Annotated in this window: 21 protein-coding genes; 7 read left to right on the top strand and 14 right to left on the bottom strand. The window is 27.7% G+C overall.

The genetic code is table 11. The features are described from left to right. Nucleotides 1-36: 36 nt before the first annotated feature. The 4 genes from BRSU_RS06875 to BRSU_RS06860 all read left to right on the top strand — a co-directional run bounded on the left by BRSU_RS06875 (nucleotide 37) and on the right by BRSU_RS06860 (nucleotide 8210). A complete protein-coding gene (locus BRSU_RS06875) occupies nucleotides 37-2139 on the top strand; it encodes a 6-bladed beta-propeller (protein WP_048594568.1) in 2103 nt (700 codons plus the stop codon). A gap of 174 nt (nucleotides 2140-2313) precedes the next feature. Beyond that, entirely contained in the window at nucleotides 2314-4659 is a 2346-nt protein-coding gene (hsdR, locus tag BRSU_RS06870; protein WP_048594567.1) for an EcoAI/FtnUII family type I restriction enzme subunit R, read from the top strand. A 231-nt stretch (nucleotides 4660-4890) separates the two neighbouring features. Continuing rightward, entirely contained in the window at nucleotides 4891-6351 is a 1461-nt protein-coding gene (locus BRSU_RS06865) for a class I SAM-dependent DNA methyltransferase (protein WP_048594566.1), read from the top strand. Nucleotides 6352-6644: 293 nt separating this feature from the next. Beyond that, nucleotides 6645-8210: a restriction endonuclease subunit S gene (locus BRSU_RS06860; protein WP_048594565.1), complete on the top strand. Its 1566-nt coding sequence runs from the start codon at nucleotides 6645-6647 to the stop codon at nucleotides 8208-8210. Between the two features lie 140 nt (nucleotides 8211-8350). Here BRSU_RS06860 and BRSU_RS06855 read toward each other — a convergent pair whose 3' ends face one another. The 9 genes from BRSU_RS06855 to BRSU_RS06815 form a co-directional block, all read right to left on the bottom strand. Beyond that, a complete protein-coding gene (locus BRSU_RS06855) occupies nucleotides 8351-9199 on the bottom strand; it encodes an Rpn family recombination-promoting nuclease/putative transposase (protein ID WP_048594564.1) in 849 nt (282 codons plus the stop codon). A 123-nt stretch (nucleotides 9200-9322) separates the two neighbouring features. Continuing rightward, nucleotides 9323-11323 carry a ribonuclease R family protein gene (locus tag BRSU_RS06850; protein ID WP_048594563.1) on the bottom strand — a complete coding sequence of 667 codons (2001 nt, stop codon included), beginning with the start codon at nucleotides 11321-11323 and terminating at the stop codon, nucleotides 9323-9325. A 331-nt stretch (nucleotides 11324-11654) separates the two neighbouring features. Then, on the bottom strand, nucleotides 11655-12314 hold the full coding sequence (locus BRSU_RS06845) for a DUF4405 domain-containing protein (protein WP_048594561.1): 660 nt from the start codon (nucleotides 12312-12314) through the stop codon (nucleotides 11655-11657). A gap of 384 nt (nucleotides 12315-12698) precedes the next feature. Then, nucleotides 12699-13403: a flavodoxin gene (locus BRSU_RS06840; RefSeq protein ID WP_048594559.1), complete on the bottom strand. Its 705-nt coding sequence runs from the start codon at nucleotides 13401-13403 to the stop codon at nucleotides 12699-12701. A 48-nt stretch (nucleotides 13404-13451) separates the two neighbouring features. Beyond that, complete coding sequence (locus BRSU_RS06835; protein WP_048594557.1) at nucleotides 13452-14285, bottom strand: SDR family oxidoreductase; 834 nt, start codon at nucleotides 14283-14285, stop codon at nucleotides 13452-13454. Nucleotides 14286-14363: 78 nt separating this feature from the next. Beyond that, nucleotides 14364-14921 carry a flavodoxin gene (locus BRSU_RS06830; protein WP_048594555.1) on the bottom strand — a complete coding sequence of 186 codons (558 nt, stop codon included), beginning with the start codon at nucleotides 14919-14921 and terminating at the stop codon, nucleotides 14364-14366. 285 nt (nucleotides 14922-15206) lie between these two features. Next, complete coding sequence (locus BRSU_RS06825) at nucleotides 15207-16043, bottom strand: carboxymuconolactone decarboxylase family protein (protein WP_048594554.1); 837 nt, start codon at nucleotides 16041-16043, stop codon at nucleotides 15207-15209. Between the two features lie 29 nt (nucleotides 16044-16072). After that, nucleotides 16073-16918, bottom strand: a complete 846-nt coding sequence (locus BRSU_RS06820; protein ID WP_048594552.1) for an aldo/keto reductase — start codon at nucleotides 16916-16918, stop codon at nucleotides 16073-16075. 27 nt (nucleotides 16919-16945) lie between these two features. After that, the gene (locus BRSU_RS06815; protein ID WP_047108380.1) at nucleotides 16946-17374 is read right to left on the bottom strand and encodes a cyclophilin-like fold protein; all 429 of its coding nucleotides are present in this window, start codon (nucleotides 17372-17374) and stop codon (nucleotides 16946-16948) included. Nucleotides 17375-17694: 320 nt separating this feature from the next. Here BRSU_RS06815 and BRSU_RS06810 point away from each other — a divergent pair, with 320 nt between their 5' ends. Together BRSU_RS06810 and BRSU_RS06805 are read left to right on the top strand one after the other, a co-directional pair. Continuing rightward, a complete protein-coding gene (locus tag BRSU_RS06810) occupies nucleotides 17695-18177 on the top strand; it encodes a flavodoxin family protein (RefSeq protein WP_048594550.1) in 483 nt (160 codons plus the stop codon). Nucleotides 18178-18324: 147 nt separating this feature from the next. Beyond that, nucleotides 18325-19698, top strand: coding sequence for an MATE family efflux transporter (locus tag BRSU_RS06805; protein ID WP_048594548.1), 1374 nt, complete (start codon nucleotides 18325-18327; stop codon nucleotides 19696-19698). A gap of 335 nt (nucleotides 19699-20033) precedes the next feature. Here the strand turns inward: BRSU_RS06805 and BRSU_RS06800 are convergent, their stop codons facing one another. Both BRSU_RS06800 and BRSU_RS06795 read right to left on the bottom strand, forming a co-directional pair. Then, nucleotides 20034-20588, bottom strand: a complete 555-nt coding sequence (locus BRSU_RS06800; protein WP_048595146.1) for a sugar O-acetyltransferase — start codon at nucleotides 20586-20588, stop codon at nucleotides 20034-20036. Nucleotides 20589-20663: 75 nt separating this feature from the next. After that, nucleotides 20664-21014: a MerR family transcriptional regulator gene (locus tag BRSU_RS06795; protein WP_048594546.1), complete on the bottom strand. Its 351-nt coding sequence runs from the start codon at nucleotides 21012-21014 to the stop codon at nucleotides 20664-20666. Nucleotides 21015-21172: 158 nt separating this feature from the next. On the opposite strand from BRSU_RS06795, the gene BRSU_RS06790 reads away from it, so the two are divergent. Continuing rightward, a complete protein-coding gene (locus BRSU_RS06790) occupies nucleotides 21173-22066 on the top strand; it encodes a LysR family transcriptional regulator (protein WP_048594541.1) in 894 nt (297 codons plus the stop codon). Nucleotides 22067-22131: 65 nt separating this feature from the next. On the opposite strand, the gene BRSU_RS06785 is transcribed toward BRSU_RS06790, so the two are convergent. The 3 genes from BRSU_RS06785 to BRSU_RS06775 all read right to left on the bottom strand — a co-directional run bounded on the left by BRSU_RS06785 (nucleotide 22132) and on the right by BRSU_RS06775 (nucleotide 24574). Beyond that, nucleotides 22132-22578: a (R)-mandelonitrile lyase gene (locus tag BRSU_RS06785; protein WP_048594539.1), complete on the bottom strand. Its 447-nt coding sequence runs from the start codon at nucleotides 22576-22578 to the stop codon at nucleotides 22132-22134. Nucleotides 22579-22608: 30 nt separating this feature from the next. Further along, on the bottom strand, nucleotides 22609-23112 hold the full coding sequence (locus BRSU_RS06780; RefSeq protein ID WP_048594537.1) for a flavodoxin: 504 nt from the start codon (nucleotides 23110-23112) through the stop codon (nucleotides 22609-22611). Between the two features lie 484 nt (nucleotides 23113-23596). Further along, entirely contained in the window at nucleotides 23597-24574 is a 978-nt protein-coding gene (locus BRSU_RS06775) for an aldo/keto reductase (RefSeq protein ID WP_048594534.1), read from the bottom strand. Nucleotides 24575-24587: the final 13 nt, after the last annotated feature.

Raw genomic sequence — 24587 nt, 5'->3', positions numbered from 1 at the left:
ATAAAGCAAAAATATCACAACTATAAAAGAGGATTTATGAGAATAAAACTTCTAGCTGGTATAGTATTATTTTTAATGTCTATATCGCTTTCATACACTTTCGACAAAACTCCATATTATGTAAACACAGAAACTTATGACTCATACAGAGAGTTATTGAGAGGGGTGCATTATTATAATCAGGAAAGATATGATGCATCCATAGCTAGTTTTAGAAACTCTCTTAATACAAATCCTACTGATAAGTTCATAAGATATTGGTATAGTAAGTCTTTATACAAAGCTGGATATATGTCTTTGGCTATTAATGAATGGCTTAATATTACAAGAATGGGGTATGAAGATCCTATAATACTTTCTAAAATTAACAAATATGATTCTGCAAATGTTAATGAAGAAAAAGAGGATACTTTGAGTAATTTCATTTATTTAAAAGCATTCTCTACTAATCTTAATTTTAGAAAAAATATAAATCAGCCTATACAAATAAAAGTAATGAATGATGGAAGTTTATATGTTTTGGATTATAGCGATTCTTCTTTAAAGAAATTTGATATTAATGGAAATTTAATAGGTAAAATAGCTCATGGAAAAAGATTGGAAAAACAGCAGACTAGCTGGTGGAGAAATTTACTTCAGTTTGTGGCTAAAGTTTATCCTTATGAAAAATTAGAAAATCCTAGAGGTTTTGATATAGATGCAAATGGATATATATATATAGCAAATACTAAAAAAGATAAAATATTAAAATATGATTCTAATCATAATTATATTACTAATATTGGGGTAACTGGAGTAAGTAACGGTCAGCTTCTTGGACCTTCTTCTGTTGCTGTTGATAAAGAAGGTAATATATATGTTTCTGATACTGGAAACAATAGGATAGTTATATTTGATATAGAAGGAAATTTCTTATATAGTTTTGGAAAACTTGGAGAGAATGCTGGAGAATTCTTTTCTCCTGCTGGCATAGCTGTTAATGATAGATATGTTTATGTTGCTGATATGGGAAATAAAAGAATACAGCAATTTGATTTGAGCGGAAACTATATACAAACTATAAAACATAATTTATTTAATGAACCTAGAGGTTTATCTTTTGCTAAAGATGGAAACCTTTATATAGCTGATGGAAGTAAGGTTTTCTATTATGATATAGATGAATCTGATTTCACTATATTTAATAATTCTGAAAGATATACTGTAACTCCTACTTCTGTTGATGAAGGGCCTGATGGAAATATATACTTAACAGATTTTATGTCTGGAAGAATTGATGTATATACTAGAAAAGAAGAATATTATGCTAATTTAGATGTGTTTGTAGATAGAGAATATTTAAATAGATTCCCTATTGTTGTAGCTTCTGTTACAGTAAGAGATAGAGCTATGAATCCTGTAGTTGGATTGACTCCTCAAAATTTCTTTGTTACAGAGAATTCAAGTGTTTCTCATAAAGTTGCTTTTTATGATGCTCCTGAATTACATGAATACAGATTTGTATATTTGATAGAGGATAGTCTTGCTGCTAAACAATACGAAGGTAAGATAAGAGAAGAAATTAGTAACTTTACTATGAACTTAACTAATAATGATGAGGTTTTAGTTATACATTATAATGATCAGGTTTATAAGGCTGATAATTATGATGCTAGAAATTTAAGAATACTTGAAAATGCTAATGCTTTCCATTTTACAGGAGGAATATCTGCTTTAGATGATGCATATTATGAAGCTATAAGACTTTCAGGAAATAGTTTTAAGAAAACTGCTATTATACATTTTTCTGTAACTAGTCCTGATGACAGAGTATTTGATATGATGAACTTTAATGATGTTGCAAGTTTTGCTAAAAACAATGCTGTATCACTAAACCAAGTTTATATAGGTACGAATAAATCTAATTATTTCTTAGATTTAATGACTAAAGATACTTATGGCTATATTATAGATGCTGATTACTCTATAAATTATACTGGCGAGCTTAACAAAATGAAGAATATAAATTTTGGAAGATATTTTATATATTATAATAGTTTCAAAAATATATCCCAATCAGGTCAATTTAGGGCTTTGAACGTAAAAGTACAATATAGAGATATGTACGGTGAAGAAGAAGTAGGTTATGTAGTGCCATAATAAAATTTATAATAAACAAAGAAAGGCTTTTCATAGTATTATATGAGAAGCCTTTTTTATTGTATTTGTTTTTATTATAAATCTGTTTAGCAAGTATTATGCAATATAGAAAAATATGGTAAAAATTATATTCTATTATATAATGTAAATAATATTTGTTTTGGAGTCTGTAATATGACAGAAGAAGATGTAAAACAGAAAATAATAACACCAGCAATTAAAAACTCAGGCTGGAAAGATAATCAGATAAATTATGAGTATGCATTTACCGACGGACGTTTTGTATTAAAGGGTAAAGATGTTGTAAGGGATAAACCCAAAAGAGCAGATTATTTATTATATTATAAGTCAAATATCCCATTGGCTATAATTGAAGCTAAAAGCGATAAACATACTTTGGGAGATGGAATTCAGCAGGGTATTAATTACGCTGAAATGCTTGATTTGCCTTTTGTATATAGTTCAAATGGTTCTGGTTTTTTGGAACATAATATGGTAACTGGTGAAGAGAGAGAAATTTCTTTATATGATTTTCCTAGTCCTGAAATATTATGGAATAGATATAAACAAGATGCTAATATAGATACTGAAAAAGAAAGAATAATTACAACACCTTATTATTACAGACAGGGAGCAAATAGTCCAAGATATTATCAAAGAATAGCAATAAATAGAACTGTTAAAGCTGCATCTGAAGGTAAAAAAAGAATGCTTCTTGTAATGGCAACAGGTACAGGAAAAACTTATACTGCTTTTCAAATAATTCATAGATTTAGGGAAGCTAATTTAGCAAAGAAAATATTATTTTTAGCAGATAGAAATATATTGATTGATCAGACTATGAGTCAGGATTTTAAACCATTTAAAAAGGTAATGACTAAAATTGAAAATAAAAAAATGGATAGTTCTTATGAAGTTTATTTATCTCTTTATCAGCAATTAATAACAAATGAAGATAAAGAAATATTCAGAGAGTTTAGTGAAGATTTTTTCGATTTGATTATAGTTGATGAGTGTCATAGAGGCTCTGCTAAAGATGATTCATTATGGAGAAGAATTTTAGAATATTTTTCTAGTGCCGTTCAAATAGGTATGACAGCTACACCTAAAGAAACCAAAGATGTTTCAAGTATTTCTTATTTTGGAGATCCTATTTATACCTATAGTTTGAAACAAGGAATAGATGATGGATTTCTTGCTCCATTTAAAGTTATAAGGGTCGGTCTTAATACAGATTTGGAAGGCTGGCGTCCTTATAAAGGTCAAACAGATATTGATGGAAATGAAATAGAAGATAGAGAATATAACATAAAAGACTTCGACAGAAATATTGTAATTGAAGAAAGAGATATTGAAATAGCTAAACGCATAATAGAATATATAGAAGAAAATGACAGATTTGCTAAAACTATAGTATTCTGTGATGATATAGAACATGCAGATCGTATGAGAAGAGCTTTAATTAATGAGCATGCTGAGTATTGCAAGAATAATAATAAAACTAATTTGGTAAAAGAAGACAGCAGATATATAATGCGTATTACAGGTGATGACAGCGAAGGAAAGAAACAGCTTGATTCTTTTATAGCAGTTGATAGTGTATATCCTGTTATAGTTACTACTTCAAAACTTTTAACTACCGGAGTAGACTGCAAAACTTGCAAACTTATAGTATTAAATAATAATATTAATTCTATGACAGAGTTTAAACAAATTATAGGACGCGGAACACGTATAAAAGAAGATTACGGTAAGAAATATTTTACTATAATTGATTTTAAGAACGTAAGCAGATTATTTGCTGATCATAAATTTGACGGCGAAGCATTAAGTATTCATGATGAATATTTGAAGAAAGAAGATGGCAATACTGAAGAAAATATTAATACTGAAGAAGATAATTATGACGGAGAAATATCAATTAATGATAATGAAAAAGAAGAAAAACAAAAAAGACAAAAGATAGTAGTAAAAGGTGTTGAAGTTGAAATATTAAGTGAAAGGGTGCAGTATTTAGATAATAACGGAAAAATTATAACAGAAAGTTTGATAGATTATACAAAAAAGAATATACTTGGAGAATATGCTACACTTGACAATTTTCTTCATGATTGGAATAGCGATAAAAGAAAATCTGTAATTTTGGAGGAATTATCAAAAAGAGGAGTATTTTTGGAAGCATTGAGAGAGTATGAACATATTGATGAAAATATAGATGATTTTGATTTAATATGTCATCTTGCTTATGATAAAAAGCCTCTTACAAAAAGTGAAAGAATTAAGAATGTTAAAAAAAGAGGTTATTTAGATAAGTATGAAGGAGTAGCAAGAGAAGTGATAAATGCTTTACTTGAAAAATATATGGATAATAGTATAAATGATATTACAGACAGAAGCATATTATTAAATAGCCCATTTACTAGATTTGGCTCTGCTGTAAAAATATTTTCATTATTCGGCGGAAAAGAAAATTATAATAAGGCAGTTAAGGATTTACAAAAAGAAATTTATATGGCATAAATATATATATAAACAACTGTTGACACAGGCTAAGCCGCATCGGTGATAAGCTATATACTTGACAAGCTCTGATACGCTTTGCTAAAGGCTATATTTAGAATATATGTTAATTAATATAATTTAGTATTTTTTTTACTTGCACTTTTTGGTTCTTTTTGCGGCGGGAAAAAGAACAATAAAAAAAATAAAAATTAAAAATGTTTAATATAAATAGAAAATGGAGTGAAATAAATGAGTTTAAATAATTTAGTAAAAAGACTTCAAGATATCATGCGTAATGATGCAGGCATAAACGGTGATGCTCAACGTATAGAACAAATGGTATGGATAATATTTTTAAAGATTTTTAATTATAAAGAACAGCAATGGGAAGCGGTTTATGATGATTATGAGTCTGTAATACCTGAGAATTTAAAATGGGATAATTGGGCAGTTGATAATAAAGACGGAAAGGCATTAACCGGAGATGAGCTTTTAAATTTTGTTAATACTCAACTTTTTCCTGCTCTTAAGAAATTAGAAATAGATGATAGTTCTTTAAAAGTTAAATCTATAGTAAAATCAGCATTTGAAGATAATAATAATTACATGAAAGACGGCATACTTTTAAGACAGGTTATAAATGTAATAAATGAAATAGATTTTGAAGATTATAAAGAGCGTCATGCATTCGGTGAAATATATGAAACTATATTAAGAAGTTTGCAAAGTGCAGGAAATGCAGGAGAGTTTTATACACCTAGAGCCGTAACAGATTTTATAATGAAGATTATTAATCCAAAACTAGGCGAGAGAATGGCAGATTTTGCATGCGGTACCGGAGGATTTTTAACTTCTGCTTTAAATATAATTTATAATGATTTGCAAGGGCCTGAAAAAAGAGAACTTTATAATAATTTTATTTATGGTATAGAAAAGAAAGCACTTCCTTTTTTATTATGTATTACAAATATGTTTATACATGATGTTGATAATCCTAGCATTTTTCATGACAATGCACTTGAATATGATGTGAGAGGCTATAAAGAAAGCGATAAATTTGATATTATAGTAATGAATCCGCCTTATGGAGGAAATGAAAAAGATAATATAAAAATGAATTTCCCTGCAGATTTAAGAAGCAGTGAAACGGCTGATTTATTTGTTACTCTTATAATGTATAGACTTAAACTTAATGGAAGAAGTGCCGTAATACTTCCTGACGGATTTTTATTCGGTACTGATAATATAAAAGTATCTATAAAGAAAAAATTATTTAAAGAGTTTAATTTGCATACTATAGTGCGTATGCCTCATAGTGTTTTTGCTCCTTATACATCAATTACAACTAATATATTATTCTTTGATAAAACTCATTCCACAAAAGAAACTTGGATTTATAGACTTGATATGCCGGAAGGATATAAAAACTTTTCAAAAACTAAACCTATGAAACTTGAACATTTCAATGAAGTGTTTGAATGGTGGAATAATAGAAAAGAGATTAGTGCAGACGGTTTTGATAAGAGCAAGAAATACAGTATTGATGAGATAGTGGAAAGGAATTATAATATAGACTTATGCGGATACCCACATGAGGAGGAGGAAATACTTCCGCCGGATGAACTCATAAAACAGTATCAGGAACGCAGAGCCAGTTTGGATGCGGATATAGACAGAGTACTTGATAACATAATGAATATATTGAAATAATTAAAAAATAAGGAAAAATAAAAATTAAATTCATCAATTGTTTGTTGTTCTTTTTCCCGCAGCAAAAAGAACCATACGAAGTACGCCTGCGGCGAAAGTGCAAGTACAAAATTAATACTAAATAATAATAATTTTGTCTTACACATGTAAGAATGAATTATTGGATTTGAGCTAAAATATAGCCTTTTTGCTTCTTTGTGGCAACAAAAGAAGTGGGGGTGTGGGGGCTAGTCCCCACAAATATATAATTTAAATACAATTTTAATAGATATAATAATAAAAGGCATTGCGACATGACAGCATCGGAATTAAAAAAATCAGTACTTCAAATGGCAGTTGAAGGCAAACTCACAGAACAAAGTAAAGAAGACGAACCAGTAGAAGACCTTTTGAAACGCATAAAAGAAGAAAAAGATAGCTTAATAAAAGAAGGCAAGATAAAGAAAGAGAAGACAATAAGCGAGATATACAAGAAAGACGGTTCATATTATGAAAGAGTTTCAGATGGCAAAAATATTTTGAAAGATGCTTGTATAGATGAAGAACTCCCATTTGAAATACCAGACACTTGGACTTGGGTAAAAATTAATAGTATATCTAAATCAATTACAGCTGGAGGAGATAAACCAAATAATTATTCAGAGTTTAAAACAGAAAAATTTACTATTCCTATATTATCTAATGGAAAAGAAAATGATGGGATTTTTGGTTATACTGATATTCCAAAAATTATAGAGCCTAGTATTACTATATCTGGTAGAGGTACTATAGGTTTTTCATGTGTAAGACGTTATCCTTATTTCCCAATAGTAAGACTTATATCTATAATACCATTTAATATTATTAATTTAGATTTTATTAAGATAGTATTTGATGTTTTAATTGAAAAAGGTGTCGGTACAAGTGTGAAACAACTTACTGTACCTATGTTAATAGATAAATTAATTCCGCTACCGCCAATAGAAGAACAAAAACGCATTGTTGAAAAAATCAATCTTTTAATGCCTCTTATAAATGAGTATGATGAGCTTGAAAAAAGTATTACTAAATTAAATAAAGAATTCCCTGATAATATAAAGAAATCTATTCTTCAATACGCTATAGAGGGCAAACTCACAGAGCAAAGCGAAAAAGATGAGCCAGTTGAAGAACTATTGAAACGCATAAAAGAAGATAGAGAAAAATTAATAAAAGAAGGCAAGATAAAAAAAGATAAAACTACAAGCGAGATATACAAGAAAGACGGTTCATATTATGAAAGAGTTTTTGAGGGTGATAATATTGTAAAAGATGTTTGCATAGATGATGAGCTTCCTTTTGAAATACCTGATAGTTGGATTTGGGTAAGATTAGGAGAGATATGCACTATTATAAATGGTTTTACTCCTTTACGTTCTAATAATAAATTTTGGGATAATCCAACTATTCCTTGGTTTACAGTTGAAGATATACATAATCAAGGAAGAAGAATTTATAAAACATTACAGGCTATAAATGAATCTGCATTATCGAAAAATAGTAATAGAATATTACCTGTAAAAACTGTATTATTATGCTGTACTAGTGCTACTGTGGGGCAATATGCCATAACAGAAATTCCATTAACTACAAATCAGCAATTTAATGGGCTTGTTATAAATGAATATTGGAAAAAATATTGTACGCCAGAATTTATATTTACTATTGCTCCTACTTTTAAGAGTTATCTTTTGCAAGTAGCTGGTAAAACAACATTTAATTTTATATCAGTAAAAAAATTATCTGAATTATTGATTCCATTGCCGCCGATTGAGGAGCAGAAACGTATTGTTGATAAAATTAATAGGGTCAATGAGGTTATTAATACTATTAAGATATAAGATTTTTACGAATAAAAAGGCTTCCTTATTAATTTAAGAAAGCCTTTTATTATTGATTAAATATTATTTTTTATTTCTTCTATCATTTATAAAAAACTTGTTCGTAAATAATCCCTGCCATTCTTACGAATGTCAGGCACTCACAAGTTTTTTATTTCCTCTATGCTCAAGCCTGTATATTTAGAAATTGTATTAAAATCTATTTTGTCTTTTTTCATGTTTTTTGCCATAGATATGGCTTTATTTTTTTCACCTTCTTCTCTACCTTTTATTCTTTCTTCATTTAATGCCAATATGTCAAAATAATTCTTCTCATATTCTGCATAATTTTCAAATAAATCTTTTGTATTTACAAATTTATTATATTCATCATAAACTTCTTTCATGATAGGATTTTTTTTAACTAACATTTCCATAATTTCCTCCATTTTTTCTCTTTTTCCTTTAATTGTTAAAAAATAAAACCAAGCATATAATTCATCTGTTAATCTAGAACTTGAAGATAAATATTTAGGAAGTTCTAGAAAATGCATTTCAAGATGATTAGTTAGTATGTGATTTGTTTCAAGTTCTTTAATTACATAACAGCTATGCTCTTTTTTTATATCTTTTAACAAATTAAAGTCTAATATATTAATTACTATTACCTGTTTCAAATCATTATATTTTTCATTATTTCTTAAATTAGATATATAGCCTTTAGCCCAATAATATAAACTTCTATAAACAAAAGATTGATTTCCAACTCTTTGTATTTCTATTAACACAGTTTCACCGCTTTTTGTTACCGCTCTAACATCAACAATAGACTGTTTATCACTAATTGTTTCTTTCAGATTAAAAGTATTAAGTACTTTCACTTCCTCAAAAGGCTCTTGATTGTAGTCAGTTCTTACTGCATTAATTAAATTTAATAAAATATGTTCATGTCCTTCTTTGGCAAACATGTAACGCATAAAATAATCATTCAAAACATTAATATTTCTCATGACTTTATTATACTAAATTAACTATAAATGTAAAGTTGTAGTCATTTTTTTAATATAAATAAAAAGGCTTCCTTATTAATTTAAGAAAGCCTTTTATTATTTTTTATTAATATTAATTAAATATTATCTTCTCTTTTTGGATTTTTTTCTTTCTTTTCTATTTATCCTGTCTTTTGAACTTCTTTTTCTATCTTTATTTGATTTACTTGATTTATGAGATTTTCTTGAATATATTTCTTTTTTGTTTTTCTTTTTCTTCAAAAAATCTCTGCTGTCTATTATATCTCTGTCATCGAAACTATTATCAAATTCACTTGCTGGTATGAAGTCAATGAATAATTCTTTTACATCAACTTTATAAACTACTATTCTTATTCTGTCGCCCAATGTGTACCATTTAGCATCTTCTTCGCTGTAGGCTGCCTGTTCATGTTCATCATATCTGTAATGTGATTTTAAAGTAGCATATCTTATTAAGCCCTCGATTCCTCTGTCTTCTATTTCAACGAATATTCCAAAATTTGTAACGCCGCTTACTATTCCGTTATATTCATTTCCAACCTTGTCTTTCATAAATCTTGCAGCTTTTACTTTATCCAAACTTCTCTCGCATTCAACTGCTATTCTTTCAGTCTTTGAACACCATTGAGCTGAATTTGTATAAAACTGCTGCATAGTAGGTTTTAAATTATTTACTCCTTCTAATGCCTGCTTTAAAAGTCTATGAGTTAATAAGTCTGTGTATCTTCTTATAGGCGAAGTAAAATGAGTATAATATTCAAAACCTAATCCGAAGTGACCTATATTATTGACATCGTATATAGCCTGCTTCATAGAACGTAAGAGTAGGGTAAGAAGTAATTTTTCGTCAGGCTTTCCCATTATAGATTCTATAAATGAATGGAAATCCAAATTACCGTCTGCATCTCTTGTAATTCTGTAGCCTCTGTTGAATGCTATTCTTGTGAATGTGTCTAGCTTTTCCTGATCTGGAGTATCATGCACTCTATAAATAGCACCTTTTATTTTCTTTAATTTTTTTGCTACTTCACAATTTGCAATAAGCATTAATTCTTCTATGATTTTATGAGTTTCTTTTCTCTCACCGATGAAGAAGTCTTTAGGATTTCCGCCTTTATCCAATATTATTTGAGTTTCATTAAGATTGAATTCTATACTTCCATTGTCTATTCTTTTTTGAAGTAGTATTCTTTTTACATCATCAGCATTTTTTAATAATTCTACAAGCCAATCTTCATCTTGTTCTATACCGTCCAAAACATCTTGAGCATAATCATAGGTTAATCTTCTGCTTGATTTTATAACGCTTTTATGAAAAGTACTTTCTTTTACATTTCCTCTATTATCTATTGTTACAAATACTGTCATTGTGAATCTGCTTACGCCTTCATTCAAAGAACATATTCCATTTGAAAGCTCATGCGGAAACATTGGATAAACTGTATCAATTAAATAAACGCTGTTTCCTCTCTTTCTTGCCTCTCTGTCTAAAGCACTTCCCATTACTACAAAATGACTTACATCAGCAATATGAATACCTAATTTATAACCGTCATTTAATTTTTCTATACTAATAGCATCGTCAAAATCTTTTGAATCTGCTCCGTCTATTGTTACAGTTCTTATTTCTCTTAAATCTATTCTGTCAAATTCTAATTCTACATTTTCCATGCTGTCTGGTAATAGCTTAGCTTCTTCAATACATTTTTTGGGGAATTCTGTTGGAACATTGTATGCTTTTGCTATTATCTCAGCGTCTTTCTTTGCATTATTTACATCTATTTTTATTTCAGGTTTTGGTATGCTTGTTTTTTTATTGCTTGTATCAGTTTTTTTATTTTTTGATTTTGATTTTCTCTCTTTTAATATATCTCTTTCTTTATCTGTTATCTGTCTTAATTCTCTTTCTAAATATGCTTTACCTTCATTAGTAAGTTTTAATGTATTAGATTTCTTCATAACAAGTCCCATAGAAACAGACTTTTGAAGCATTTTATCGAAGCGAAGTTTATCTTTTTTAGTTTCTACATATTTGTTTTTGTATTCTGATATCTCCAATTCTTTTTCTTTATTTATTCTTTTCAGCAATTTTATAACTTTCATTTTTTATTATCCGTAACAATTATTAATATTCTACATAAATAATATTATTTTATTATAGCAATATTATTTATAATGTCAAATAGTAATCTTTTTTTACATATTTTTAAATATGCGGTTTTATAGTATAAGAAAGCATTTATTTTTTATGCCCCCTCCATTTCGAGGGGGCATAAAATTTAATTAAATGAAGGTTATAAAATATAGTATCATATTAAAGATACAAAGAGCTTTATTTTGTTAGGTATACATTTTCTTTTGTTAGTGTATTCTAACATATTTTATGTTTATGTCAATACCATTTAAAATTATTTTCAATATAAATTGATCTATATTAATTATTATTTTTATTTAATTTGTTATTCAATCTCTGTAAATAATAAGGTATAAATATAAATAATCCCATTATAGATACATAATCCATAAAGAAAAATATTACAGGCTCTTCATAATTAAAGAAAGCAAACTCCACAAGTAAAAACATCTTATTATACAAGCCTCTTTTTATAAATGAAATAACTCCATATAAGGCTATCAATGAAGCTATTGCTATAGATATTTGCTTTTTTATATTAATGAATTTTTTGCTCATATTTATAAACATACCCCAATGCATTCCCAAATGTGCCGACATAAATATGAATCCCCAAGAATTAGAAATCATATGTAGGCGTCTTGTGAACATTCCACTATTATAAATATTAAGAAAACCTAATACCCTTTGAGAGAATAGTATACCGCTTATCATTAGTCCTGCCATACATATAAAAAGCATAGTGTTAATAAATGTATTCAATGCTCTGTTAAAACTATATTTTCCTTTAGGTAAGTTTTTATACCAATGAAAATTTAGTATATGATGAAGTATAAAAAATATAAAAAGTGAGAAACCTAAATATTCATGTATAGCATCACCTGTAAAATGATATGCCATTAAAATGAAAAAAAGCAAAGTCATTATTATATCTACTATTATTTTAATTATTTTCTTCATAAATAAGTTCCTCCTTTTTTATATAATATAATTGATTGTTTTTAGCATATACCTAAACAACTATATTTTGTCAAAAGTAAAGTTATATTTTTGTTTTGATATCTGGGGCTTTGCCCCAGACCCCATTTCTTTTGTTGCCACAAAGAAGCAAAAAGGCTACATTTGGGCTTTAATTTAATAAATTATCTTACATGTAAGATAATTTTAGTATGATTTATACTAATTTTGTACTTGCACTTTCGCGAAGCGTATCCAAGTTTATCGAGGATATAAGGTTCTTTGAGGAAGTCCGCAGAGCGTATGCGGCGAGAAAAAGAACAACAAAAAACTGATAAACTTAAAAATTTTTATTAATTTATTTTTCAAAAAACTACTATTATAATTTTAATAATTTAATTTTCTTACCCAATCCACAACTTTACTTTTTGAATTTTTTACTTCTGGTCTGTATACTCCTATAGGCTCTAATACTTTGCAGTTGGCTGGAAGTAATTTTTTTAAATCTCTTATTGTTCTTGAAAGTCCTCCTGTTCCGTGAGTACAAAAAGGTATTATAGTTTTTCCTGATAAATCATAGCTTTCAACGAATGTAAATACTGCCATAGGACATGTATACCACCAATTTGGAAAGCCTAAAAATATAACATCATAATCATCTATATTATTAACTTTGTCAGTTAATGCAGGTCTTTCATTATTATCTCTTTCTTTTCTAGCTTGATTCAAACATTCATCATAATCGCTTGAATATTTATTTTGAGTTTTTATACTGAATAAATCTCCTCCTGTTTCTTCCTGTATCCAAGTAGCTATTAATTCAGCATTGCCCGGAGAAAGTACGCTTGCAGAAGTTTCAGCGTCTACATCAATAGATGCCGGATTTTCTACTACTGTGTTATCTGACCAAGTGAAATATGCTATTAATATTTTTGAACCGCTTTGAGTATAATTTATATTTACGGTTTGTTTTTCTGAATTTTCAATATTAGAAACTATGTAATCTGTTTTTATTGTTTTTTCAGAATTATTTTTATTACTGCATGATGATAATATAATTATTGATAAAAGTATAAATATTAAATTTTTCATAAATCCTCCTTAAATAGATTTTTATAATTTATGATTAGTATTAAAGTTTTATTTATTGTTTGATAATTCTCCGTACCACCAAGATGCTGTTACACCGCCGTCCATAAGAAAATCACTTCCAGAAATAAATGATCCTCTATCAGTCATTAATAGTTCAGCAACATTTGCTACATCGTCCGGAGTTCCTGCTCTTTTAGAAGGGCAAAGATCAAGCATTCTTTTATACATTGCTCCTCTTGGGCCGTTCAATTCATCATTAGCTAATGGAGTGATTATTATTCCGGGACTTATTGAATTTAGTCTTGCTCCTCTTTTACCCCAATTACCAGATTCATACATTACTCTAAGACAATTGCATCTTTTTGATAATTGATAAGCTTTTAATGTATCAGAAGCTTTTTCTAGTATAGGCATAGATAATAATTCTTCTGTAGGTGTAGTTGCAAGCATTTTATTTTCTTCATCAGTTAAAGAGCCTAAACGATATCCAGATTGAGAAGATATTATTACTCCGCTTCCGCCTTCTTCTATTACTTTACCGAATTCCTCAAGAAGTACAGCTGTTCCATATAAATCAACTTTTAAAATATCTTCAATTGGTGCTTGAGAAGGTGAAACTCCAGCAGCATTAACAAAATATTTTATTTTTCCCAAGCCTTTTGAAAAATCTATAAGTTTTAAAATTGATTCTCTCGAAGAAATATCAGTCTCACATACTGATGTTTGAAATCCTGCATTGTATAATGTTTTGGATTCTCTTTCAGCATTTTTTATATTGAAATCGGCGAGTACTATATGTTTTCCTATGCCCATTCTTCTTGCTATAGCAATACCTATAGATCCGGCTCCTGTTAAAACTAGAACATCTTTATTATTATTCATTTCTATTCTCCTAATTATTAATTAATTTTATACTGTCATCAATTAATTAATAATAATCAATGACAGTAAATAAAAATCTTATAGTATATTTATATTTTCCAACCAGTTTTTTATATTATTTTCTGAACTATTAACACTTCCTCCAGATATACTCAAACCTTCTAGTATAGTTGAATTAGGACATAATGAAGTTATATCAGTAACGCTTCTTCCCATTCTGCTTCCGCCATGAGTACATAAAGGAGCGATTTTTTTACCGCTGAAATCATGAGTTAATAATAATTGTTTTACTGCCTGCGGAATAGTGCCCCACCAATTAGGGTAACATAATATTATAGTGTCATAGTTAGCTAAATTATTTATATTAGCACTTAACTTTGGTAAAAAATCATCATTTTGTTCTTTTCTTGCCTGATTTACAGTATCATTATAAGAACTTGGATATGCTTCAACAGTTTTTACTTCAAATATATCTGCTTGAGTAAGATTTTTTATCATATTGGCAGCTGTTCTAGTATTTCCGCCCCAAGAGAAATATACTATTAAAGTTTTTGAACTTTGAGCGTTTAAGCCTCCGATTAATAATGTACTTGAAATAAGCAATGACATTAATATTGTTTTTATTATTTTTTTCATTTTTGATCCTCCTATTTTATTATTCTTAAAGTTTTATTTTGAAAACATACACCTATTTTGCATTTTTTATTTATTATGCTTTATAACATATAGTTATTTGAAAATTATTGATAAATAAATTATTTTTTCTATAAAAATGCAGTCTTTCGCCGTAGGCGGGCTTCGCCGCTTCTTTGGGTCACCAAAAGAAGTGGGGGTGTGGGGGCAAAGCCACCACAATAAAATAAAAAACTAATTTTAATAAACTAAAATTTTTAATATTTTATCATTATTAATAATATATTTTTATTTTAGATTATTAATTATTGTTATAGCATTCAATGTTCTTGGATAGCCTATAAAAGGAAGACATTGAGTTACAGCTTCAAGCATCATATCCTTAGTATTACCCATTGATATATTAGCATTAGCATGTGCTGTTGCCTGAGGTTCTGCTCCTCCTAATGAAATAAGCATTATGAATGTTAAAAGCTCTCTAGTTTTTAAATCTAAACCTGTTCTTGTATAAAAATCTCCGAAACAGTTAGCTGATAAGAAATTCTGTATATGCTTCTGATTAGGTGCAGCATTTGAATGTGCAGCATGTATTGCATCTCCGAATATGCTTACCTGAGTTTTTAATCCTTTATCGAATCTAGTTTGTTCTGTAACTGTTGATTGAGATTCTATAGGAAGCGAAATATTTTTTTCTTTAAATACTTCATTTGCTTTTTCTAATGCAGCAAATACTCTAGGAAATCCAACATAAGGCGAACATTGATACAATGCTTCTTTTATCTCTATAGGGCTGGCTCCAACATTCAAAGCTATTTCTACATGATCTTTTATCATATCAGTACCTTGTGAGGCAGTTAAAGAAACCAATGTAACAAGCTCTCTTAATTTAGGTTCTAATGTTCCATGATTATAAACATCAGCATACAAGAAATTATTGAATATGCTTTCTAAATCTGCATCATTAGTTTTTGTTATAGATGCTTCTCTTTTTAATAATTCATTATATTTGTTTTTTGCTTTTTCTGTCATAGTTAAACTTTCTCCTTTATTTTGTGAATTTGCTATGCATGAAAATACTATCACTAGGATAGATAAAGATAAAATGATTTTTAATGTTTTTTTCATTAATAACCTCCTTAATTTTGTATTAATTTTTAATATTTTAATTTTAATAATTGCTTTATAAAGTCAGCATCATCATTAAGAAATATTATGTTTTTATTATTATCCAAAGTTTTTATAATATTCATATCATTATCATCTAATGTGAAATCGAATATTTTAGAGTTTTCTATTATCCTTTCTTTGTTTACACTCTTTGGAATAATTGGTATATTTCTTTGAGTAAGCCATCTTAAAATAACTTGAGCTACAGTTTTATTGTATTTTTTGCCTATACTTTTTAATATTTCATTATTGAAAATATTATTTTTTCCTTCAGCCAAAGGTCCCCAAGATTCTAATGTGATATTATATTCTTTCATTAAATTCTGATCTTCCCATCTTTGAAAAAATGGATGAGTTTCTATTTGATTAATTACGGGCATTATTTTACTATGTGCCGCAAAATCAATTAATCTATCTTTATAAAAGTTGCAGCAGCCTATAGCTCTTATATATCCGGCTTCATACAATTCTTCCATTGCCTTCCAAGCAGCATAATAATTACCAAAAGGCATATGAAGTAAATATAAATCCAAATAGTCCAATCCTAATTTTTCCATAGATATTTGAAATGCTTTCTTTGCCTTATCATAATCTGCATCCTGTATCCATAATTTGGTGGTGATAAACATTTCTTTTCTGTTGATTCCGCTTTCTTTTATGGCATCTCCAACAGCTTTTTCATTAAGATATATTGATGCTGTGTCTATATGTCTGTATCCTGCTTCAATGGCATAAAGACATGCTTTTTTGCATTCCTCATAATCTTCTACTCTGTATACTCCAAATCCTAGAATAGGCATTTCAACACCGTTATTTAATTTTATAGTATTCATAGTATCTCCAAATTATTAAATAAAATATTAATTTGCTTTTTCAATGCGTATATCAAAATCTCCTTTCATATTTGAAAGTTTTGATATATCTGATGCATTTTCAAATTTTCCTAAATAAATTAAATTATTTGAGTATCTGAAATTTTTATAAAATATGGCAATGTTGCCCCAAGGAGCATAATAAGTTATATCTCCAGCTTTAGGATTTATTCCGTCTGGTTCATTTTGAGTATTAAGTTTTTTACTTAAATAAAATATTTTTTCTGTGCTGTTATAATCTTCTGCTTTAATATTTAAAGGAAGTAATGATAAAAAATCATTTCCTGCTTTTGAATTTGTTATTAAAGCATAGATTTCATTGCTGCCAAAAGTTAATTTTATTCTTGTAGTTTGTGCGAAAGCGTTCATAGTAAATAATCCTATAAATAGTATAAAAGTTATGATAATTTTTTTCATAAATAATAATCCTCCTTTTTTTGTATGTACTAACAAATTGTATTCTGATTGTATCATTAGAGTTGACTCCAATGTCAATAGCTAATTATTATAATTTTTAATTTTTTGTAATTTTTATTAAAAAATATTTTTTGATGATATGCTTTATATTGAAGATCTTATATATGCTTTTAATTTTTATTTCTTATTATTTTTTTTATAATATTGATTTATATAATTTTTTAACATTTTATAAAAAAACTCTATAAAATCATTTGACATTGGAGTGGACTCTAATGCTATAATACTTTCAAAATTAATTAAAAAATGAGGTGTTATAAATGAGTAAAAAAGTATTGATAATATCATCTAGTCCAAGAAGAGGCGGTAATTCAGATACATTATGCGATGAATTTTTAAAAGGTTCAAAAGAAGCAGGACATGATGCTGAAAAAATATTTTTAAAAGATAAGAATATAGGTTATTGCGAAGACTGCGGAACTTGCTATAAAAATAATAAGCCTTGCGTACAAAAAGATGATATGAAAGATATATTGGATAAAATGCTTGAAGCTGATGTAATAGTAATGGCTACACCTGTATACTTCTATACAATGAATGCTCAAATGAAAACTTTTATAGACAGATGCGTTACTAAATATTTAGAGATTAAGAACAAAGATTTTTATTTTATTGCAACTGCTGCTACTGAAAATAAAGATGAAATGCTTAGAACTATTGACGGATTCAGAGGCTTTTTAGATTGTTTGGAAGAGGTAAGAGAGAAAGGATTTATATTAGCATATAATGTTTGGAAGAGGTAAGAGAGAAAGGATTTATATTAGCATATAATGTTTGGAATAAAGGAGAAGTTAACGATAAAGATTTTATGAAGGAAGCATACAATATGGGATTGAATGTTTGATTATTTTATTAAATAATAATTAAATTAATTTTTTGAGGGTTGGAAAGTGAGTGATATAAGTTATTCGGATTTAAATAATAATATAAAAACAAATTATATGTTTTCTAATAAATATCTTATGAAGTTATTTATCCCTCTTATTATAGAGGTGTTTTTAGAATATTTAGTGGGGCTTATAGATTCTATAATGGTTGCTAGTGTAGGGGAGTCTGCTGTATCTGCTGTATTTTTAGTGGATTTTGTAATTGCATTTCTTATAAGTATATTTGCAGCTGTTGCTACAGGAGGTGCAGTTGCAAGCGGTCAGCATATAGGAGCTAATAATATAGAAAAAGCAGATGACTCTATTAATCAGCTTATAAGATTTTTATTATTATTTTCTGTATTTATAACATTAATTATCTATTTATTTAAAGATGCTATATTTTCTGCATTGTTTGGAAGTATTACTGATGAAGTTAGAAATGAAGCAAATATTTATATGTTAATAGTTGCAGCTTCAATACCATTTTTGGCTGTTTATAATGGAGGGGCTTCAATGTTTAGAACTATAGGCAATTCAAAAATATCAATGAAGATTATGATATCTATGAATATATTAAATGTTATAGGGAATGCTCTTTTAATTTATGTATTTAAAATGGGTATAGCAGGGGCGGCGATATCTACACTAATTAGCAGAATAGGTTCGGCTTTAATAATTACAATATTGGGACTCAATAAAAAAAATCTTATATTTATAAAAAATAAAATAATGTATAAGATGGATTTAAACACAATAAAAAGAATATTATCAGTAGGCATTCCTTATGGTATAGAAAATGGAATGTTCTATTTAGGCAGACTTCTTATATTGAGTTTAATATCTACATTCGGAACAGCTTCAATAGCAGCAAATTCTGTTTCTACACTTATAGCTAGTTTGGAGGTTCTTCCAGGTATGGCTATAGGCTTAGGACTTACAACTATTATATCTCAATGCGTAGGTGCTAATGATTATAATCAAACTAAATATTATACTAAAAAGATTATAGCTATTATTTATGTATCTCAAACTATAACTAGTGCTATTATGCTTGCCATTTTGCCTATAATACTTAATATATATCATTTATCAGCAGAGGCTACAGGCTATACTTATAAATTATCATGGTATCATGCCATTATGATGATTATATGGCCTTTAGGTTATTCTTTGCCTGTGGTATTTAGAGCTTCAGGAGATGCAAAGTTTCCTATGATAGTAGCTTCTGTTTCAATGGTATTATGCAGGATAGTGTTGGCTTATGTATTCGCTTTATATTTCAAAATGGGTATGGTTGGTACTTGGATAGCTATGTTTGTTGATTGGATAGTTAAGGCTATAATATTTACATTTAGATATTTAAGCGGTAAATGGATAAAGTTTAAATATAGTTAATGATAGTTATTAAATGATATGTAATAAATAAAAGAAGATAAATTGGTATGACTTAATAATTTTTAAGAACATACCAATTTTTTATTATTAATTAAAGCTAAAACAATAGACTTTTTCAAAAGTACTTGACAAAACTAGTTATATAATTTTTAATTAATTTTATTTATGAAACAATGTTTGATATGTTATGTAATATTTAATTTTAATATGTAAAATTGCAGTCCTTTTGCTTCTTTGGGTCACCAAAAGAAGTGGGGTATGGGGCAAATCCCCAGTTATAAAAATACTAAAAATTGAAATAGTTCAAATATTTGTTTTGAAGAAATAAGTCTAATTTATAAACGTTTTATTACTTTAGCTGGATTACCTCCTACTATAGTATTACTTTCAACATCTTTATTGACAACAGCACCGGCAGCAACTATTGAATTTTCTCCTATAGTAACGCCCGGAAGTATAATAGCACCTGTACCAATCCATACATTTTTCTTTATTACAATTCTTTTTGGTATAAGTATATTTCTTTTATCAAAATCATGATTAGGAGTTATTATACTTACATTATGTGCTATCTGTACATTATCTTCTATAATCACTCCGCCTATATCCATTATAGTGCAGTTTTTATTTATAAATATGTTATTTCCGAACTCTATATTGCCTATGTCTATATGGAATGTCGGCATTATAATAACAGATTTATCAATATTAGTTTCAAAAATTTTATTTAAAATTTCTCTATTATTTTTATAGCTTTGAAATGTATTATTATACTGCCATAATAGTTTTTCTGTTTCCTGCATTTTATTTGCTATATTTATAAACTCTTCAGAAAACATATCTATTGATTTGCCTGAACTATAATCTTTTAAAAATTCTTTTATATTCATATACATTAATCTCCTTTTATAGATTATAATTATAACATTGGAGTTAACTCTAATAGCAATATGAAAAAATATTTTTTAATTAAAGAAATCTTTTTCTTCTAACTTTTTATTTAGTTTTTCTAATCTTATTTTCATTTCATTAAAATGATTCTGCATCAAATCTCTTTCATTTATAAGTATTGATTTTCTTTCGTTTATAGTGTTTTTTCCTTTTTTTGAAAGTTTAATATATTTTATTATGGAATCTATTGATATGCCTAAATCACGCATTGATTTTGAAAACTCTATGCATTTTAGATTATATTCATTATAGTTTCTGATTCCGCTTTTGCTTCTTCCTATTTCCGGTATTATACCTATTTTTTCATAATATCTTAAAGTATCTTTTGATAAACCTGTTAATTCGCTAACTTCTGATATAGTCATAATCTCCTCCCTTCTATTATTGTTTGTTTTATGTGCTAATTTTAAGTCATTATTTAAATATATCAAATACTTATATCTTATAATTAGTTATAATAAAAAGGTATTGATGAATATTGATATTTATGATATTATACAAAAAAAATAAAATAGGTATTTAAATGGATATAAAGTCTTTAACATATTTTTTAACTGCAGCCAGAGAAGGAAGCATTACAAAAGCAGCAAATTATTTAAACCTTACACAGCCTAATCTATCAAGACAAATAAGTAATTTAGAAAAAGAAATCGGTAAGAAATTGTTTATAAGAAGCAATTATAGCATAAAACTTACTCCCGATGGTGTTTTACTTAAAAAGAGAGCAGAAGAAATTATTGATATGATAGAAAAAACTAGAATGGAGTTTCAGTCTTCTGATGATGTTATAGCAGGCGATATTTATATAGGTTGTGCCGAAACTTATTATATAAAATTGATTGCAGATGTAATAAAGGGGCTTAGACAGTCTTATCCTAAAATAATATATCATATTCATAGCGGAGCATATTCTGAAATTACAGAGAAACTTGATAAAGGACTTTTGGATTTTGGAATACTTATAGGAGATATAGATTTATCTAAATATGATTATATAGATATTCCTTATAAAGAAGTTTATGGTTTATTAATGAGAAAAGATTCTCATTTATCTAAAAATAAATTCATAGAAAAACATGATTTATTTGATATACCTATAATATGTCCGAAAATATTTTTTAATAATAAAATGCAGACATCAAAATTTAGTGAATGGATAGGAAATGATTTTGATAAATTGAATATTATATTAAGTTATAATTTGATTTACAATGCGGCATTAATGGTTGAGGAAGGTATAGGATATGCTTTAACTATAGATAAATTAGTTAATACAACCAATACAAGCGATTTACACTTTATACAATTAAATCCGAGATTAGAAATAGAATTGAGGGTAGTTTGGAAAAAGAATCAAGTATTTTCAGAGGCTTCAAAAATATTTTTAGAAAAATTAAAAAATAAATTATGTCAATAATATAAACTTATAAGTGTCTTATTTTTAAAAGGCACTCATAAGTTTTTAACAATTTATATAATTAATTATTTATTCTTTTTATAAGCATTATACTCTTCATCAGTAACATGTTCCATCCAAGTAACATTGTTGCCATCTTTATCTCCAGTGATAGCAATATGTTTCATTTTGCAGTCTGGTGAAGCACCATGCCAATGTTTTTTATCTTTTGGACAGTAAAGAGCTTCTCCGGCATGAAATTCTAAAACTTCTCCGCCTTCTTCTTGAGTAAGTCCTATACCTTCAACTACAACTAAATGCTGTCCGCAAGGGTGAGTATGCCATGCGGTTCTTGCACCTGCTTCAAATGTTACATAAGCTACAGAGAAATGTGAATCTTCATTAGGCTCTGTAAGAATTTCTACTTCAACATCTCCTGTAAAATATTCTTTTGCTCCTTTGAATTTTTTACCTTCTCCGTTTTTTATAAATATAGTTTTTTCTGGTGATTTTGGATATTCATAATCTGACATTTTATTTCTCCTTTTTATTATTTTATTACATCATTTTATTTTTACAAATATATCTTTGATCCATTTCTTTATTTCATTTTCAGCACTTGAGGCAGAACTTCCGTATACGCTTAATATTTTAGATACTTGTTTAGATTTTGATTCTTTTTCTATATCTCTTTTAATGCTTCCTGAACCTCCGCCTCCATGAGTACAGAAAGGCATTATTATTTTATTAGAGAAATCAAAACTATTCAAGAATGTATTTACCGGAGGTGCAATTGTATTCCACCAATTTGGACTTCCTATAAATATAACATCATAATCATCTATGCTTTTTATATTGTTTTTTAATTTTGGTTTTATATTACTGTTTATATCTCTTTTAGCTTCGTTTAAAACTGTGTTATAACTTGGTGAATATGCTTTTTCTGGTTCTGTATAAAAAAAGTCTATTTCAGCATTTGCAAATTCTGATTTTACAACTTTTCCTATGAACTCAGCAAGTTTTTTAGTGTTTGATGAATGTGAATAATATGCTATCAATGCTTTCATTATAAACTCCTGTTATTGTTATCAATAAACTCGCTTTAAATTAGCTAATAACTAAAAGTTATTAGCTGCTCGTTTATTTTTATTGTTGCTTATTTTATTTAATATAATTATTTTTTAACAAATTAATAAGTATTTACTATATTTTATAATTTATACTAGTCATTACAAATAATTAAAATAATAAACAAATTTTTTATAAAATATAGTTTTTTATGTATATACTAAAAAAATTAAGTTTATAAATTTTTTGTTGTTCTTTTTCCCGCCGCAAAAAGAACCAAAAAGTGCAAGTATAAACTTAGTACTAAATAATACTAAGTTTTTTTACATGTAATATAAACTATTAAGTTTAAGTACACCTTTCCAAAGGCACGCAGAGTGAAGGTGGACTTTGGCAAATATAGCCTTTTTGCTTCTTTGTGGCAACAAAAGAAGTGGGGTATGGGGCAAAGCCCCAAGTATAATATTATAAATACAAAAAATATTATCTTCCTACTATTTCTAAATGTTCCTTCGGATATCTTTCTCCTTGTATAGTTATTTTTGATATTGCTTCATTTATTTTATTTAATTCTTCATTAGTAAACTCTACATTAACAGAGTATATATTTTCTTTTAATCTTTCTATTTTTCTTGTTCCCGGTATTGGTACTATAAATGGTTTTTGATATAATACCCAAGCTAATGCTATTTGTGATTTTGATACATTTTTTGTTTTAGCAATATCTTCTAAAATTTCAATCAATACTTGATTTTGCTTTAAATTTTCTTTTTGTAATCTTGGTACAGAACTTCTAAAATCATTTTTTGAAAATTCTGAATCAGCATTGAATCTTCCAGTTAAAAATCCTTTTCCTAATGGAGAGAAAGGAACAAAACCTATATTTAATTCTTCTAATAATGGTATGATTTCTTTTTCAGGTTCTCTCCAAATCATAGAGTATTCGCTTTGTATGGCTGTTAATTTGCATACTTTATCAGCTTTTTTTATAGTGTTTGCTCCGGGTTCTGAAATTCCCCAATGTTTAACTTTTCCTTCTTTTATTAATTCTTTCATTGTATCAGCCACTTCTTCAATAGGTGTATTAGCATCAACTCTATGAAGATAGTATAAATCAATATAATCAGTTCTTAATCTTTTTAATGAACCTTCTACCGATGTTCTTATAGTTTCTTTTTTAGCATCTAATATAGGTTTTCCGTTTACTGTTTTTATGCCGCATTTTGTAGCTATTACAACTTTATCTCTGTATTTCTCTAATGCTTCACCGACAATTTCTTCATTTTTGTATGGGCCGTAAGCTTCTGCAGTATCGAAGAAATTAATGCCTAATTCTACAGCTTCATGTATAAGAGATATTAATTCTGTTTTATCATAATTTTCATCGTATACTACACCATATCCCATACAGCCTAAACCTATTGCGGAAACTTCTAAATCTCCAAGCATTCTTTTTTTCATTTTATACCTCCTA

It is taken from the genome of Brachyspira suanatina (assembly GCF_001049755.1).
GTDB classification, from domain to species: domain Bacteria; phylum Spirochaetota; class Brachyspiria; order Brachyspirales; family Brachyspiraceae; genus Brachyspira; species Brachyspira suanatina.
This window is presented reverse-complemented; position numbering and strand designations above follow the sequence as displayed.

Bases quoted from the DNA above. Each gene is read 5' to 3' on its own strand.
- BRSU_RS06875 (WP_048594568.1), top strand. From the start codon at position 37: ATGAGAATAAAACTTCTAGCTGGTATAGTATTATTTTTAATGTCTATA.
- hsdR (WP_048594567.1), top strand. From the start codon at position 2,314: ATGACAGAAGAAGATGTAAAACAGAAAATAATAACACCAGCAATTAAA.
- BRSU_RS06865 (WP_048594566.1), top strand. From the start codon at position 4,891: ATGAGTTTAAATAATTTAGTAAAAAGACTTCAAGATATCATGCGTAAT.
- BRSU_RS06860 (WP_048594565.1), top strand. From the start codon at position 6,645: ATGACAGCATCGGAATTAAAAAAATCAGTACTTCAAATGGCAGTTGAA.
- BRSU_RS06855 (WP_048594564.1), bottom strand. From the start codon at position 9,199: ATGAGAAATATTAATGTTTTGAATGATTATTTTATGCGTTACATGTTT.
- BRSU_RS06850 (WP_048594563.1), bottom strand. From the start codon at position 11,323: ATGAAAGTTATAAAATTGCTGAAAAGAATAAATAAAGAAAAAGAATTG.
- BRSU_RS06845 (WP_048594561.1), bottom strand. From the start codon at position 12,314: ATGAAGAAAATAATTAAAATAATAGTAGATATAATAATGACTTTGCTT.
- BRSU_RS06840 (WP_048594559.1), bottom strand. From the start codon at position 13,403: ATGAAAAATTTAATATTTATACTTTTATCAATAATTATATTATCATCA.
- BRSU_RS06835 (WP_048594557.1), bottom strand. From the start codon at position 14,285: ATGAATAATAATAAAGATGTTCTAGTTTTAACAGGAGCCGGATCTATA.
- BRSU_RS06830 (WP_048594555.1), bottom strand. From the start codon at position 14,921: ATGAAAAAAATAATAAAAACAATATTAATGTCATTGCTTATTTCAAGT.
- BRSU_RS06825 (WP_048594554.1), bottom strand. From the start codon at position 16,043: ATGAAAAAAACATTAAAAATCATTTTATCTTTATCTATCCTAGTGATA.
- BRSU_RS06820 (WP_048594552.1), bottom strand. From the start codon at position 16,918: ATGAATACTATAAAATTAAATAACGGTGTTGAAATGCCTATTCTAGGA.
- BRSU_RS06815 (WP_047108380.1), bottom strand. From the start codon at position 17,374: ATGAAAAAAATTATCATAACTTTTATACTATTTATAGGATTATTTACT.
- BRSU_RS06810 (WP_048594550.1), top strand. From the start codon at position 17,695: ATGAGTAAAAAAGTATTGATAATATCATCTAGTCCAAGAAGAGGCGGT.
- BRSU_RS06800 (WP_048595146.1), bottom strand. From the start codon at position 20,588: ATGAATATAAAAGAATTTTTAAAAGATTATAGTTCAGGCAAATCAATA.
- BRSU_RS06795 (WP_048594546.1), bottom strand. From the start codon at position 21,014: ATGACTATATCAGAAGTTAGCGAATTAACAGGTTTATCAAAAGATACT.
- BRSU_RS06790 (WP_048594541.1), top strand. From the start codon at position 21,173: ATGGATATAAAGTCTTTAACATATTTTTTAACTGCAGCCAGAGAAGGA.
- BRSU_RS06785 (WP_048594539.1), bottom strand. From the start codon at position 22,578: ATGTCAGATTATGAATATCCAAAATCACCAGAAAAAACTATATTTATA.
- BRSU_RS06780 (WP_048594537.1), bottom strand. From the start codon at position 23,112: ATGAAAGCATTGATAGCATATTATTCACATTCATCAAACACTAAAAAA.
- BRSU_RS06775 (WP_048594534.1), bottom strand. From the start codon at position 24,574: ATGAAAAAAAGAATGCTTGGAGATTTAGAAGTTTCCGCAATAGGTTTA.